This window comes from Vibrio jasicida CAIM 1864 = LMG 25398, from assembly GCF_000400365.1.
Taxonomy (GTDB): domain Bacteria; phylum Pseudomonadota; class Gammaproteobacteria; order Enterobacterales; family Vibrionaceae; genus Vibrio; species Vibrio jasicida.
Map to the genome: position 1 here is coordinate 60,886 of NZ_BAOG01000056.1, position 16,127 is coordinate 77,012.

Genomic DNA, 16,127 nt, shown 5'->3' on the forward strand with positions numbered 1-16,127 from the left:
AACCTGAGAATTCGACTTGAGACGATTCTAGGTATGGAGCAGATTGAAATTACAGAGAGCAGAAATGAAGGTGAAGCTCATGTTGAGCTTCACCACACACTTTATTCTTCAGAGAAGAGATCGCCACCATGCATGTCGATCATTTCTAGTGCTTTACCACCGCCACGAGCCACACACGTTAGTGGGTCTTCAGCGATAACAACTGGAATACCAGTTTCTTCCATTAGTAGACGATCTAGATCTTTCAGTAGTGCACCACCACCTGTCAGAACCATACCGTTCTCAGAGATATCAGACGCCAGTTCAGGTGGGCACTGTTCTAGTGCAACCATCACTGCTGATACGATGCCTGATAGCGGCTCTTGAAGCGCTTCTAGGATCTCGTTTGAGTTCAGGCTAAAGCTGCGTGGCACACCTTCTGCAAGGTTGCGACCACGAACTTCGATCTCTTGAACTTCATCACCTGGGTAAGCCGAACCGATTTCGTGCTTGATCTTTTCAGCCGTTGCTTCACCGATCAAACTACCGTAGTTACGACGCACATAGTTGATCACAGCTTCATCAAAGCGGTCACCACCGATACGTACAGAAGAAGAGTAAACCACACCGTTTAGTGAGATAACGGCAACTTCTGTTGTACCACCACCAATATCGACCACCATTGAGCCTGTTGGCTCAGAAACACGTAGGCCAGCACCAATTGCCGCCGCCATTGGCTCGTCAATTAGGTAAACTTCACGCGCGCCAGCACCGAGTGCAGATTCACGAATCGCACGGCGCTCAACTTGAGTCGAACCACAAGGCACACATACGAGTACACGTGGGCTTGGTTTTAGAATGCTGTTGTCATGCACTTGCTTGATGAAGTGCTGAAGCATTTTTTCTGTTACGTAGAAGTCAGCGATAACGCCGTCTTTCATTGGACGAATAGCTGAGATGTTACCTGGCGTACGACCAAGCATCTGTTTTGCCGCATGGCCTACAGCAGCAACGCTTTTTGCAGAACCTACACGATCTTGACGAATAGCAACTACAGAAGGTTCATCTAGAACGATGCCCTGTCCTTTTACGTAAATTAGAGTGTTGGCAGTACCTAAATCGATAGATAGGTCGTTAGAAAACATGCCACGAAGTTTTTTAAACATATTCTTCGCTCATCCTGCAAAAATTTTAGAAGACAAAAATTGTCCTAAATGTACCAATGCCTCGCTGTCACAGCAAGGCATTGGTACACAAACATGAGCAGAAAGCCTCAATTTCTTGCAGTTTCCTTACTTAACGCAAGAAACCTAACTTGTTACTGTCCGGTTAAGCCCGGTTCTCCACGGTAAATCACGCGATCATTACCACGGTGAATACCAAACGTGACGACCGATGATGGGTTTTCTTCACCAGCTTGACTGTTGTCCCAATTATATTTGAGCCAAGGTAAACCATTTGCAGAGGCATCAAGATCTAACCAGACGCGCGTCTGCTGACGATATGACTCCGCTTCTTTAGCCGTTACCGTTCGAGAGTAACCATCAGAAACTTTACCACCAGCTCCCAATGTAACCGCTTTAGGAGCTGCATCATTACCTGTTGGCCAAATATGCGTTTCAGCAGCAGTGATACCTTTCACATCAGTTTGGCTATCATCAGGGTTGGCGATAAAGCGGCTACCATTCCAGTATTCAACTCGCAAAGGCACTCGGAGTATCGTTCCTTGGTTACCACCAACATCATCTAGGTCTACACGGCCAAAGCGGATGTCTGGTTGAGTCGGCAATACTCCCTCACTCCCATCGATAGATACTGGGTCCGTATTCTCCGCGGCTTTGATTGATATCACCGTATCTTTAACATTCTCTTTAAAGTTAAGCGGACCATCTGGATAACTTGTGCCAGAACCTTTTAATAGCTCTAACCCATCCGTCGTTGAACCAGTAAACCTACCTAAACTTCTTGAAGAGACATAAGCTGCACCATTATTTACCCAAATCCCCGTATAGGTTTTGTTCAAAATAAAACGAGACTGATAAGAGCTAGTATCTTTCAAACCAAACTTTGCTTGTAAGCCACTAGAGAAGAAAGCATAGTTTGTTAAAGCGCCTTTACCCGCATTTAATGCCTCAACATAAAACTCCTCGACTCCAAAGCCTTGTCCCATATAAGCAAAATTTTCTTTATGTGAGTAAGCCCATTGATTTCCTTTCGCTTCATCAACTCGGAAATACTTAGGGTAGAAACGACCAATATTTTCTTCTGCTGGCGTAATGGTGAAAGCTTTACTGCCGAGATACGTTTCAGGTGGTGTAATCGTAAAATCAAAAGCACCAACTTCGGACACAGTTTGCGTCACTGACCCCATACCATTAGTTAGCTTGATATGATCGTATGTAGTCGTCCCTAAAGTGCCAGCAATCGCACTATCAAACTTCGGGTAAGACACTTTATGACTAATCGTCAGACCTGATTGTTGATAGTTTTGTGCAGGCTTCTTGTCATCACCAAATTGATAAGCCGTCACTTTCATCGTGAACTCTTCTCCAGCAGCAACAAGTTTCTGGCTACAAGAGCCTGAACCACACAGACCACCATCAACCGTCAATTTGAGATATGCTGGAAAACTCACAAAGCTATTCTGTCCTAACGAATCCTTTTCATCTTTTATTTTCGCCTTCAGCGCGACTTTACCTGCCTCTGGATACTTCAAATTGAAATAAGCTTTGCCTTGCTTGTTAAAGTAGACATCGGCAACCTCAACAGTATTTGTCCCAACTGTAACCTCGTTACTAAAAGTGCCATCTCGCTTTTTGAAAGCGACATAAGCGGGAACTGATACTGCATTGCTTGTAGGTTCGATTCTTTCAATGGATAGCTGAACATCTCGATTTTCGCCGTCACCGCCCTGTTGGCTTGGTGAGCTACAAAACTCCAAATAAGGCGAACTTTGGTTGCTATATTGTGCCTGTCCTTTGGTATTGAAGAATGGCTTACCAGCAACCTTATCTGGAACCGTTACACCCAATGCCGCAGAGTTAAATACGATATTACAGTTTTGCTCAGATAGTGGACCACCTGCGATACGACACTTCGCACCGTCAAAACCAAACTGCGGAACCGAGCTACTTGCAATACCAAGCTTTGCTGAACCTGATTGGAATGCTTGTAGCTTCAATGAAACAGAATCAGAGAACGTAACACGATCGTCCCCTTCCCATGCGACAAGGGAATCTGATTGCGGTAATAAGGAAACCGTCACAGGATCAACCGTTGCTCCTGGGTTAGAGCTCAGTACTGAAGATGGGTACGTTTTCGAACAAGAAGCATCCATACACGCTCGTAGTGTTACCTCGGACGCCTGACAAATACTGCCAGTACCAGCGTAATCAAATTCGAAGTGGTGAATGCCTTCCGTTATTTTCTGGTATTTGTCAGCACAAACTTGGAAGTTATCCATTTCGTGTGTGTTTGTAAGTGCCCCCGTGGAAGCAGTAACTGAAATACGGAAGTTTTCAGGTGTGTAATTAAAGTTCCCTTCAGTTAATACATCAAAATCACTAATTACTGTATGCCATTGCCCATTAACTCCAACCTTTCGCTGTACGGATAGAGTAATCACTCCCGAATTACGAGAGTTCAAAATAACCTTGTAACGATGAGGAGTGCTCGAACGATTATCTAACGGTTGGTTAAACTGCTTTCCTTTGATGTACTTGTAACCTTTTAGCCATTTACCGTTGTTGTCTTTAATGCCTGCACCACGCACGCCAACACTGTTTGCAGAGCCATGACTAGCAAGGTTTTCCCCACCTTCTCGGTAAAAGTTGCCGTATTCATCGATACCTATACCTAACCATCCACCAGCAAAGCCCTCTACATCATGAGACACCTCACCAGAGTGGTTTTTGTGTAGTTTCATACCATAGCCCAATGGTCCGCCGAAAGCCCCTGTTTGCGGAGGCACATTAGCATCAGAGATAACCAAAGCAACGCCATCTGCACCATTATAGCCACCACCATAAGCAAAGTGATCGAACTCAATTTCTAAGTAGTTCCCATCGGACGGGAACAAGTAGTTGTAAGCAGAAGCTGTCGCTTGACGAGCTCTATTATCATTGAGTCGAAATCGTCCATTAACTACTTGTGGCTTAACGCTGCTGCCATAACCAATAACAGACCAGTTATCAACATTAGATGAACTGAACGTTTCCATTGGAAGTAAATTACATTGCTGGACTGGAGGTTCCACAGGGCACGAATAATCAGGCTTTTGAATCACGACATTTTTCTTCATTGTCAAATGACGCGCTGTTACTGAACCATGCACCGTAATTGGGTTATTGAAATTAACAGTATCAGCTAAGATAAACCCATAGAATTGTTCAGATTTTGTTTGAAAATTCACTAACGCATTTGGTGCATAAATTGTCGCGTAGTAGTTTGTTGTGACATCAATAGGATTAGAGAAAACAACTGAGTTACCACTCACGTTGATTCTGGAGTTGTTATAAAAAGAATACTTAGTGTGCCCAACATGCTCCCAACGCTCAAAAGTGACAGTAGAATCTTGAGGAATAACAATTCTCAAGTCATCTCTAGGACCCGCTTCAGCTCTGAAATTACGAACATTGGTACCGTCGGGTAAAATTACTTTAATTTGATCAAAAGGTGAGTTGTTCTGACCTATCCATAAGCTATCAAGATTCTTTTCGATTTTAATCTCGATTCCACTCTTACCATTTACAGAGTAGCGTGTCGCGCTACACAAGTTAGTATTGTCACACTTATAGCCGATATTATGAGCCTCTAACGACAATGAACGGTCGCCAAAGTCGGTAGGAACACCTGTAGGTTCAGACGCTTTTCTCGCTTCTAGTTGCGTATCATTATTACCGATATCACACCCCGAATCACTTCCACAAATAGGAAAACGATATAATCTATCTCGAGCATCATCTACGTTCGCTTTATCAAAACCAGCCAAGATATACCGAGGCTTATTCGGTTTTTGAGCATTCGGGGAGTAGTAAAATAGATCTTCTTTATTTGTAACTGTATAAAAGCTCTTGTACTCTTCAGACCACCCGAGCGCACGCGCACTCTTGTTTGGTATGTTAAGCGTATTCTCAGTGTAGCCTTTCATCCCTTGAATTGGCTGAGGAAAGTACTGACATACATTATCTGGCAATTCAGGCTCTATCGGAGCGGGAGTATTACCGCTACAGTCAAGTCCACTAGGGCTTCCTTGTTCATAAAGACGTAACTTACCATTTTTCAAGTTAACATGATTTATTGTACTAATTAGTTGCCAGTCACTTTCCCCAGCAAACTTGCGATAATATTTTAACGTTCCAGAATTATGGCTAACCTGATGTTCAAGACGAATTTTATAAGGTTGACCTGCTAATAAATTAGGCTCATCGAAGTAGTAGTTTGCATTACCATATTCATAGCCATTATACCAAAGCACTTCGCGAGGATGGCGTCCACTGTGCTCTAAATACACATAGCTACTTGATGCAGGACCAACCACATTAAAGGTTACAGTAAAATCTTTATTTCCCCACACATCACAAGTAGCAGCTTGAGCAGGAACATTAAGCAGGCAAGCAAGCATTGTAATTATGATTAATATTATTTTTTTCATTATTTTATTTACTCCCTAACCCAAATCTCTTGTTGGCGCTGTACTTGTGCAACCCCGGAACCACAAACTGCTGTGGCTTGCACTCTGAAAAGAGATTCAGCTTCAGAGGTACCTGCGTTAAAGGTACCGATATTTGAACATGTCATAGTATTGATTCGGCAACCCGAGCCTTGTGTAATCTGTGTAGGAGGAGATGTATTACCGCTTTCAATCTTAGAGCAAACATCAGCGATGACGGAGCTATCAGTGTTTAATGGATAAAGCTGAGTTAGTGCCCATTCATTGGCAGATTGAGCAATAAACCAAGCTTTGGTGCCCAAGAATTCTCTCGTTAATGTACTTTGGTTTGACCAACTTACTCTCATCAAAGAAGCAGCTAAGTACCCCATCACAATGATGACAAACAACACGACGATCAGAACACTACCTTGTTGGACATTTCTACGGAACATTGAGCACCTGCACGTCTTGTTGGTAAACACTACGCTCCCCGTTTTGAATGAACTCTAAATTGACGTGTACAAGACCACCACGTTGCAGCGTTGGCTCTAGATAGTGCATATCACTTACAGAAGTATCGACACTATCCGCGACTATAATTCCATTGCGCGTTATTTGCTTATTCTCGAAGCAGTAACGTACTTCAGACTTATCTTGATAGACGTAATGACGACTCGAAATAGAAGAGCCCCCTATCGTACTGGCTGCCCCACTGACAACAAAGACATCACCAGTTTTAGCTAGACCACCAACATCTAAACTTTGCGAAGAAGAAGGTTGCAGATCTTCGTAACGGCTTGGATTAATAACCATCCAAGTGTTAGCGGGCATCGGGTTTAACGCAGCGTCATTGCCCAATAAGAACTCCAAATCGTTATTTGTTAGTGTGTAGAACCCTGAATACTCAATAGGAACAAACTCTAAGCAATTGGTCGTTCCGGTAGGTACATGAAAGCTGTTTGGGACTGCGTGACGAATTTCACGCGACATTTTTTCCAACACAAACTGCGCTTGAGTTTGCATACGTTGTCGGTCAATTGTATCCACATAACCTTTCATACCAAGCTGAACATAACCCGCAATACCGAGCATGATAAAACTACCGATCACAATGGTGACGATCATTTCCATTAAGGTAAAACCACGAGCTTTCATCAGTAGTTCCCTCTTATGGCAGTGAGTGTTAATGGCTGAGTGTTGCTTGCAAAAATAGTAATAGTAATTTTTTTATAGTTAGTGATGCCTGTCGTTTTCGCCGCAGATAAGTTGTCGTACGCAACTCCGACCTCAACACGGAAATTGCGATATTTATCTTCACCGCTCTTTCCTAATACATCAGCAATACTCCCACGCTTCACTCCTTGGCACTGACCTACCGTTGTAGGTGTACTCCAACAGCCAATGTAATCATCCACATCATTAAAAGTACTTGGGTTATTAGAAATTTCGCCATACTTTGTATCAACACCCAATGTCGCCGAACAACCGTTAGACGGGTTATCTGGATGAGGGTTAAGACTAGACTCCCCACAACGAACAACCCCACCATCAAAATCACTCCACTGGTCAAAGCCGCGCGCCAATATTTGCGACATAAAACCCTGCCCTAAGGCTGCTGCACGCATTTGATAATGAGGCATTGCTGAATCACGAATTTGAGGAACCAGAAAAGACGTAAACGCTACCATCGCAATCCCCATAAGAACGATGGCAATGATCATCTCAATAAGCGTCATACCAATGTGCTTTCTCATGAGCATGTTCCCTCCGAAACATAACCCTGAGGGTTAATCAATACTCGGCACCGGCTTTGACCGTTTTTATCTTGAATAAGAATAGAAACACCAGCAGATGAAGCATTGAGAGGATTGCCCAATAGATCAAATTCGATAGGACTAGAGGCACCATTAATAATAGAAAACTGAGCTGAGTTATCGATAACAACATCGCTTCGAGCATCTCGTTTCTTACTAACCAAATTGCACGCCGCACTAGATCCTATACAAGTATTCGTAATCGATAGACAAAAGTTAGTGTAGCTAGAGTCCTCTCCAGCTTTGTAGCTACTGGGTAGGCACCTTTCAGGATAAGACTTGTTTGGGATATTGATATTCGACTGCATGCGATTCACCTGTACTTGGCGAATCACTGAAATAGCCTGCTCTTGAAGCGCAAACGCAGAAACACTGCCCTTACCCATAAAGCGGCTAGCAGCGTAGAGAGAAAGAATGGAAAGGAGGACGATCACTAGGATCAGCTCCATTAATGTAAACCCTAATGTAGAGCTGCGAATTTTCATAACCCAACCTTAGGCTTAGGACAAGCGAAGTAAGTATACGATGAAATTATGAGAATAATGATAGGTTTATAAGTTTTAAATTCGAACTGTGAGCAAGCGTACAAATAACCATCAATAGATTATTTATCCCCTTTTGAGCGCTCCAATTCTTCTTCAATTCGATCGTAAGTTTCTTTGTTGCTTAACGTCTCAGAAACGTGCTCAGCGGTTTGCTTAGTTTGCTCCCACTTTGCTTCGTAAGTTTCTGGCTCGAAGCTGATAAATCTTGGTAATACCACATAACCGACCACACCCAAGATAATCAGCACAACCAAAAATTCTATTGCACTAAGACCCGATGATTTGCGCATATGTACTATTCCGAGATTAATCAAAATAAAGAGTTAAAGGCCAGACTAGCTGGCCTTTGATTTAAGTAGTTAGTCTTTACATGAACCAACTACTTCAGCTTTAGCTGCATTATTTGCATCAGCTTGCGTATAAGTTACGTAACACTTAGTGTAGCCGTCGTAGCCATAAGTGATCGTCGTATCACTTGAAGCACCACCACTAACTTTCTTCCAATCATCCTCTAAGCCTTCAACAACTAGGTTTAGATCTGCTTCAGTAGCTTTAGGGTAACCGTAGTTAAGGTTGATAGTGCTTGAACCAATACTGATTGCGCCATTTTCAATCGATTCTTTACCTTCAATTGCAGCTTTACCGTAAGTAATGCCAGCCGCACCAGCCATCGCGCCTTTTAGGCCTTCAAGAGCTGAATTACGAGCATCGTCTTGCAGGTTAAGGAAACGTGGTGCTGCAGTTACCGCTAGAATACCTAGGATTACAATTACCACTACCAATTCGATAAGGGTGAAACCACCTTGTCTTTTCATTGTTTACTCTCTCTATGTAAGCATGCAGAGTGACTGCAAAGTTTTATCGGTCATGCGACCATTTTGGATAATGTCAAAACGGTGTGGCATCTCAACGATAAACCAAGGTTTATCCATTGAGCCCTTTTTCTACCGCTTGAGCAGAATGACGATTCGCCATTGTTAAGTTAAAGCCGAGATAAAAAGTGAATCACCTTGTGGTTTACTTTTTATTACAACCTTTTGCTTATGGTAATGTTTGCATTATACCGACTTTCATTCCTATTTATAGTACTAAAGTGTCAAAAAAATCACTCCGCCGACATTTCGACGTCTATTTTCAGACGATTAGCGTTCGATATAACAACAACTCTCTGTCCATTTTCATAAGTATAGTCACATGTATAACTATTACTTTTAATTGCTCCACGAATTTCTAACAACTCGCTCGCCATAATTTTACGTTGCGGGTAATGGACCGCCAACCAATAGTCACAATCAAGCGCACCGCTTGATTTGAAAGGTGACACTAAGCCCCCTTCTGTCATATTAAGCTCAAAACCGTCCATTAACAGCAACTTAGGCTCTCCATGAACGAGCCAAGCTTGGTGGTATCGTTGCACACTATCTTGCATCCAAACCTTAGCAAGTTTCGCTCCTGTTTCTTGCGCTTCTTGCTCTATCGGTTTTAACTTTTGCATAAATGCGGCAAGCACAATAATTCCAACGACAGCAGCAAGAATCAGTGTCGCTCGACTTTGATTTTCAACCACCCCGTTAGCCGCCTTTGATGATGTCCAGCATCCCCCACATCGGCAGGAAGATACCCAATGCCAGTACCATCACCATGCCCGCAACAATGACCAAAAGTAACGGTTCTATTCGGGCAGTCAGGGTTTTTAAGTCGTAATCTACTTCACGGTCATAAAAGTCCGAAACTTCCAATAGCAGTTCATCAATTCGACCCGTTTCTTCGCCCACGGCAATCATCTGGATGACCAGAGGCGTAAAAATCTTACTGTTGATTGCCGTGACAGAAATGGTACTACCCGCTTCAATCGCCGATTTCATCTCAAGAATTCGGTTTTCTAAGAACTTGTTGCCAAGCGCTTCACCAGCCAATGCAAGTGATTGGTTTAGAGGCACACCGGATTTCAGCATCAACGAGAAGGTTCTTGAAAATCGAGAAAGCTGGGCACGGTTCACAATGTCGCCGACAATGGGTAATCTCAAGCGCAGTTTATCGAACTTCTCTCGCCCATCTGCAGTTGCAACCCAAGAGCGGAAGATTAAGAACGCACCAACGATGGCAGCAATCAACAAGCCCCAGTAATTAACAAAAAAGTTAGACGTCGCAATCAAGACTCGTGTAGGCAATGGCAGTTCCACACCGAAACGAGTGAACATAGAGGCAAATTCAGGGATAACCAGAATGTTCAAAATAAACATCGCAATGGTAATAAAAACAATCACAAAGGTTGGATAGCGCATTGCAGCTTTGATGCGCTTACGCGTCTCCAGCTCTTGCTCGTAATAGTTAGCTAATTGCAGCAATGCTTCATCAAGACGACCGGTGTTTTCACCTACGTTGATCATCGACACAAACAGCGGACTGAACACTTTGGTGTGAGGTTGCATTGCTGAAGACAAACCACGACCGTTGCTTAACTCGGCAACCACATCTTCAAGCGCTTCTTTCAGTTGCTTGTTTTCGCAGTTTTGTAGCAAACCACGCATAGAACGCAGTAGCGGTACACCCGCTTTGGTCAGACTAAAGAGCTGACGAGAAAATAAGATAATGACTTCAAGCGGAATAGCAGGCACAAACAGTTTGGATAAACTGACTTTGCTCTTTACCCCTTCTTTCTCTAAACGCAGGTTTAAGGGAATAATACCCTTGTTCATCAACGCTTCCGCCGCCGATTCTGAATTTACAGCCTCGACTTTACCACTGGTTGATGAGCCGTCTAAGGTGCGGCCTTGATAACGAAAAGTTGGCATTCACTTACCTACATTAGAATTGGATCGATTTTACCGGAAGCATCGCCTTCACCCAGAGCCATCACTTCATCCAAGCTGACTGAGCCTTGCAATGCGAGTTCCATTGCAGAAGCAAGCAGCGGCTTGTAGTTGCCTGAACGTCGAGCCACTTGAGCAAAACCCACTGCGTCGTTTGCACGTAACTTATCCATCATTTCATGCTCAAGCTCGAGCATTTCAAACACACCGATTCGGCCTCGGTAGCCCGTTAAGTTACAGTTTTGGCAACCGACACCTTTATGGAAAGTCGCACCAACTTGGTTCGGGAATCGACCCGCTAGCCATTGTTGACGAGCACCATCAAGCTGTTCTGTCGTTTTACAATCCGGACAAACTCGGCGCACTAGACGCTGAGCAACCACCGCGCGCACGGCACTTGCCACCAAGTAACCAGGCGCCCCCATGTCGATCATACGAAGAGCGCTATCAACAGCATCGTTAGTGTGCAAGGTACTTAATACCAAGTGACCTGTCAGTGCGGCACGCAAACCGATTTCGACCGTCTCTTGGTCACGCATCTCACCAATAAGAATGATATCCGGGTCCTGACGAAGGAAAGTTCGCAGCACGCGAGAGAACGTCAGGTCAATTTTGCTGTTGATTTGAACCTGAGTAATACGAGGTAATCGGTATTCCACCGGGTCTTCTGCGGTGATGATTTTTTTACCCGGCTCGTTCAATTCACTCAACGCACCGTAAAGCGTGGTGGTTTTACCAGAACCCGTCGGGCCGGTAACCAAGATCATACCGTGAGGGCGAGACAGTTGGCGACGAAGACGCGAAAGCAACTCTGCGGGCAAACCAGAATCCTCAAGCTTACGCAAACCAGAGGATTGGTTGAGTAGACGCATTACCACCGATTCGCCGTACTGAGTCGGCAATGTCGACATACGAATGTCGATCGACTGACCACGTACTTTGATATTAAAGCGACCGTCTTGTGGCAAGCGCTTCTCGGAGATATCTAAATGCGCCATCAATTTAAGACGAAGTACCAAAGCTGAAGCAATATTGACTTCGTTCAGTAACGTTTCATGCAACACACCATCGACGCGCTGACGCAAGCGTAGGACTTTGTCGTCTGGTTCAATATGGATATCCGAAGCGCCCACTTGAACCGCATCTTCAAACATCGAATTAACCAGCTTAACAACCGTAACTTCTTCGCTGTCTGCTCCGTCAATACCGTAATCAAATGCCTCGACATCTTGGTGCTCAGCTTGCAACTGCTCGGCAAACGATGCGATTTCTTTGGTTCGGCGGTAGTAACGGTCAAAGCTTTCAACCAGTTGACGCTCAGGGGCAATGATGAATTCCAGATTGTATTCGCCCAACAAGTTCATTAATGACTCTTGAGTAAACAAATCCGCAGGATCACTCATTGCAACACGCAACGTATCACCATTTTGAGCGACGACCATGGCACGTAAGCGTCGAGCATGAACTTCAGGAAGAATCGGCACCGCCTCTGCATCGACAGGCGCACGACTTAAATCAATCAGCGGTAAACCCAGTTGCTGCGATAAAAACTCGAGCATCTGCTTTTCACTGATAAAACCAAGGTCAATCAATGCATCACCAAGCTTCTGCCCTGTACTATGCTGCGCCGCTAACGCTTGTTGCACTTGGTCTTCAGAAACAATACCTTCTTCAACCAACAGATCGCCAAGGCGTTTTCTCAACTGAATTCTCATTGCGCATTCTCCAGTTGTTTTAAGATGTTCAGACGATCACGAATAAATGCCTGAGATTGATTTGAGATACCCACTTTACCCAGCGCCTGCTGATAAGAAGCAATCGCCGATGTAAAGCTTAAAGTGCGCTCCTGTTGAATCGCGAGGCCTAGCCACCAGCGTGCATTTTCTGGTTCACGCTGCGTCAGTAACTGGTAGCTTTCGAGCGCAATGTCATTTTGCTTCTGCTTTTGAGCCAATGCAGCACGCATCGCAAGATAATCACGAGTCGGTGAATCCGGCAGGTAGGCTAATGGGCTGAGTGCTGCTTCTGGTTGATCTGCTTTGACTAAAAGCTTGGATAACGCTAAACGCAAACCTTGGTTATCTGTATCGAGCTGAATGCCAGCTTGTAGAATTTCATAAGCTTTGCGTGTATCCCCTTTACCAAAGTAAAGCGCCGATAGCTTCTGGCGAGCTTCGACGTTACTTGGTTGATAACGCAATGCTTCGGAGAAAGCAGCCAGTGCTGTCTTCATGTCATTGGCATCCATGGCTTTGTCTGCACGACCTAGCGCTTTCTCCGCCAACTGTTGATGCGTCAATTCCACTTGTTCAATACGCATTGAACTGTCTTGTGCTGCCGTTGATGTTTGTTGCGTACTGCCACTCAAACTCGCTAATAAAATAGGCTGCTCTTGTGCGCTGACGACTTGCTTACGAGGCTCGAAATCGTCGACTTGTGGAACCGCTTTCACCACAGGAACTTGTACCGTTACTTTGGGTCTTTCAATTCTTTGCGCATACACCACATTGTCTAACTCAGGCGTCACCTTACTTGTTGGTGAGTGGCTCACTTCAACCACTTGAGCGGAAGGACGATTAGCCTGACTAACGGACATCACGGTAGTCGTCGCCATGTTTTCAACGGGCGCTGGACCTTGAGACACAGCCCATCCGCCGACGGCTAAGCTCAATGAAAAGCCACCAACGAGCCAAAGCCACGGTTTGCTACGTGAGATACTCGGAATATCGGCCTTGGTTAAATCCGAAGGCGATTCTTTTTCAGCAAGTTCTGATAATGCTTTATTGATGGCACTCAAGGTTAGCTCCATCCCCAAAATCTTGGAGTTTTAAACTTAGGTTTACGTGCATCGAAGGTATCGTGCATCGCAACGTAAACGTGTTGATTTTTCAAAAGCGTACAACGGTCATTAAACGCCGAAAGCAGGGCTTTATGGCTAATTTGGTTAATCAAACGAGGAATTCCCATCGCCGAACGCCAAATGGCTTTCTTCTGCTCTATTGAAAAGATGTGCGCACCATTACCGGCCTTGTCTAAACGGTTATTGATGTACGCCACCCCTTCTTCAATAGAGAGAGGGCGAAGTTGGCAACTGAACGTAATGCGTTGACGAAACTGTCTGAGTTCATGCGTTTCTAAACGCTCATCCAATTCAGGCTGACCAAATAAAACCAATTGGATCAGCTTATCTTGTTCGGTTTCTAAGTTGCCGAATAAACGTAGAGTCTCGAGTGCTTCTGTTGAAAGCGCTTGTGCCTCATCGACAATAAGAACAGTGTTCTTACCTGAAGCGTGTACTTCAATCAGATGCTCTTGAATCAGTGAAACGATTTTTAATGGGTCGGTATCTTCGATGCCAAGCTCTCTTGCGACTGCAAACTGAAGCTGCTCACCGCTCAATACTGGATTAGGCAAATAAACCAATTCCACTTGTGATTCGATTTGCTCAATCAGCTTGCGGCAAACCATCGTTTTACCTGTGCCGACTTCCCCAGTCACCTTGATAACCCCTTCTCCCATTTTGACCGCAGCCATAATAGTTTGAATGGCCTCATAATGAGGGACTAACCCCAGAAACATTTCTGTGTTTGGGGTTAGAGAGAAAGGCTGAACTCGAAATCCAAAATGCGACAAGTACATAGTCGAATCACAAAACCACGTTTAAACGACACTTCCTAACGCTGATTACTCAGCGTCAGGGAACCACTCTTGCAATAAATCACGTGAACGCTCTAGCTCTTTCTGCCACGTGTTCACACCAACAACCGTTGGCTTTAGCAAAATAACCAACTCTGTTTTTTGCGTCACATTGTTGATGTTGCGGAATAAATTACCAAGCGCGGGTACATCACCTAAGAACGGTACTTTCGATACTTGCTCTAGGTTTTGCTGCTTCATCAAACCACCAATAACAACCACATCACCATCTTTTGCGCGAATTACAGAATCAGATTCACGAATCGAGCTTTTCGCTAGTGGAAGTTGGATGTTTTGGAAGTCGCCACCAAGGTTAAGGTTCTTAATCTCTTCTTCCACTTCAATAACTGCAGGATGAACGTGCAGGAACACATTGCCTTTATTATCGATTTGCGGAGTCACATCTAGAGAGATACCAGAGAAGAAAGGTGTAAGCTCCACTTCAGGCACCGCGTTGGAGTTCTCGCCATTACCTGCATTACTTGACAGCTCGGTAACGAAGTACTCGTCGGTACCCACTTTAATGACGGACTTTTGATTGTTTGCTGCGGTGATGCGCGGACTAGAAAGCACGTTCAAATCACCTTGAGTGGCCATGAAGTTCATTACCGCTTCAAAGTTACCATCAGAGAAAGTAACGTTAGTTTGTCCACCGAGTAGCGAGCCAATTGCATCTAAAGGTAGTGTCACTGGGTTTCGGTCAACGACAACACTACCCGAGTTACCAATAGAGGCTGACATATTTGACCAATTGATACCTTGTTGGTAACCGTCACTTAATGTTACTTCTAGAATTTTTGCTTCCAGAATAACCTGACGTTGCATACGTTCTTGAGAGACACCCAAGAACTCACGAACTTCGCGAATCTCATCAGGGAAGGCACGAACGGTTATCACACCAGCTTGTGGGGTAACGACAACACTCTGGCCTTTGCCAGATCCAATAAGATTCGCGACCGCTTGTTGCAGCATCGGCCAAAAATCACTTTCTGTGATAGTTTCAATGCGAGTACCACCTGTCGATGTTGTCGAGCTGTCGCCGTTATCGCTGTTTGAATCTGACGAATCAGAATCATCTGAGCCACCACCTGAATTTGATGTACCCGCAGACGTCACCGACCCAGTCACAATGCTCGTTAATGAACGACCAGAACGCTTGAACTGTAGGTAATCGACAGGAATCGTAACTGTGCGCATACCTGCTGGGTAAATTTGAATCACTTTGCCTGACTTCACAACGTCATAACCATACATGTTTTGTACGACATTAAGCACTTCGTCCAGTGTCACGTCTGATAGGTTAACCGTAATATTGCCTTGTACAGCAGGGTGGATTGCGACACTGTATTCCGTTCCTTTCACTAAGGAAGCAAAGAAGCTGCGCGCTTCAACTGCATTAGCTTGGATACGGAAACGCTTCAGAGTGCCTTGCTGAGAAGAAACACTGCTGTCTAGGTTTGGCATAAGATCGGCTTGCACAGAAGAAGGGATATCTTCAAGTGCACGACTGTTTGCTTCATTGATAGATTCATTCAGTGCTTGCTTCACTTCTACTGGGTCACGGTGACCCATAGAACAACCCATTAAGGAAGCAATCACTATTCCTACAACTAATTTGCGCATATCT

The 16,127-nt window shown here is 44.5% G+C and carries 14 protein-coding genes; all 14 read right to left on the reverse strand.

The features are described 5' to 3' along the window. Positions 1-101: 101 nt before the first annotated feature. The 14 genes from VJL_RS16990 to mshL all read right to left on the reverse strand — a co-directional run bounded on the left by VJL_RS16990 (position 102) and on the right by mshL (position 16,123). A complete protein-coding gene (locus VJL_RS16990; protein WP_005381144.1) occupies positions 102-1,145 on the reverse strand; it encodes a rod shape-determining protein in 1,044 nt (347 codons plus the stop codon). A 152-nt stretch (positions 1,146-1,297) separates the two neighbouring features. Continuing rightward, positions 1,298-5,632: a DUF6701 domain-containing protein gene (locus tag VJL_RS16995; protein ID WP_038879712.1), complete on the reverse strand. Its 4,335-nt coding sequence runs from the start codon at positions 5,630-5,632 to the stop codon at positions 1,298-1,300. An 8-nt stretch (positions 5,633-5,640) separates the two neighbouring features. Next, positions 5,641-6,084, reverse strand: coding sequence for an MSHA biogenesis protein MshP (locus VJL_RS17000; protein ID WP_038879715.1), 444 nt, complete (start codon positions 6,082-6,084; stop codon positions 5,641-5,643). Then, the gene (locus tag VJL_RS17005; protein ID WP_038879718.1) at positions 6,074-6,787 is read right to left on the reverse strand and encodes a PilW family protein; all 714 of its coding nucleotides are present in this window, start codon (positions 6,785-6,787) and stop codon (positions 6,074-6,076) included. Before VJL_RS17005 ends, VJL_RS17000 begins: the two co-directional genes overlap by 11 nt. Continuing rightward, a complete protein-coding gene (locus VJL_RS17010; RefSeq protein ID WP_038879721.1) occupies positions 6,787-7,386 on the reverse strand; it encodes a type IV pilus modification PilV family protein in 600 nt (199 codons plus the stop codon). The genes VJL_RS17005 and VJL_RS17010 overlap by 1 nt, the downstream gene beginning before the upstream one ends. After that, the gene (locus VJL_RS17015) at positions 7,383-7,931 is read right to left on the reverse strand and encodes a type II secretion system protein (RefSeq protein ID WP_038879722.1); all 549 of its coding nucleotides are present in this window, start codon (positions 7,929-7,931) and stop codon (positions 7,383-7,385) included. The genes VJL_RS17010 and VJL_RS17015 overlap by 4 nt, the downstream gene beginning before the upstream one ends. Positions 7,932-8,050: 119 nt before the next feature. Further along, a complete protein-coding gene (locus VJL_RS17020) occupies positions 8,051-8,281 on the reverse strand; it encodes a type II secretion system protein (RefSeq protein ID WP_038879725.1) in 231 nt (76 codons plus the stop codon). Between the two features lie 69 nt (positions 8,282-8,350). Further along, positions 8,351-8,806: a type II secretion system protein gene (locus VJL_RS17025; RefSeq protein ID WP_038879728.1), complete on the reverse strand. Its 456-nt coding sequence runs from the start codon at positions 8,804-8,806 to the stop codon at positions 8,351-8,353. A gap of 290 nt (positions 8,807-9,096) precedes the next feature. Then, a complete protein-coding gene (locus VJL_RS17030; RefSeq protein ID WP_038864562.1) occupies positions 9,097-9,558 on the reverse strand; it encodes a hypothetical protein in 462 nt (153 codons plus the stop codon). Between the two features lie 4 nt (positions 9,559-9,562). Further along, entirely contained in the window at positions 9,563-10,786 is a 1,224-nt protein-coding gene (locus VJL_RS17035; protein ID WP_038879730.1) for a type II secretion system F family protein, read from the reverse strand. A gap of 8 nt (positions 10,787-10,794) precedes the next feature. Continuing rightward, a complete protein-coding gene (mshE, locus tag VJL_RS17040; RefSeq protein WP_038879733.1) occupies positions 10,795-12,519 on the reverse strand; it encodes an MSHA fimbrial ATPase MshE in 1,725 nt (574 codons plus the stop codon). Next, a complete protein-coding gene (locus VJL_RS17045) occupies positions 12,516-13,613 on the reverse strand; it encodes a tetratricopeptide repeat protein (protein ID WP_038879734.1) in 1,098 nt (365 codons plus the stop codon). The genes mshE and VJL_RS17045 overlap by 4 nt, the downstream gene beginning before the upstream one ends. Continuing rightward, positions 13,604-14,443, reverse strand: coding sequence for an ExeA family protein (locus VJL_RS17050; RefSeq protein ID WP_038864571.1), 840 nt, complete (start codon positions 14,441-14,443; stop codon positions 13,604-13,606). Before VJL_RS17050 ends, VJL_RS17045 begins: the two co-directional genes overlap by 10 nt. A 45-nt stretch (positions 14,444-14,488) precedes the next feature. Beyond that, positions 14,489-16,123, reverse strand: coding sequence for a pilus (MSHA type) biogenesis protein MshL (mshL, locus tag VJL_RS17055; protein ID WP_038879737.1), 1,635 nt, complete (start codon positions 16,121-16,123; stop codon positions 14,489-14,491). Positions 16,124-16,127: the final 4 nt, after the last annotated feature.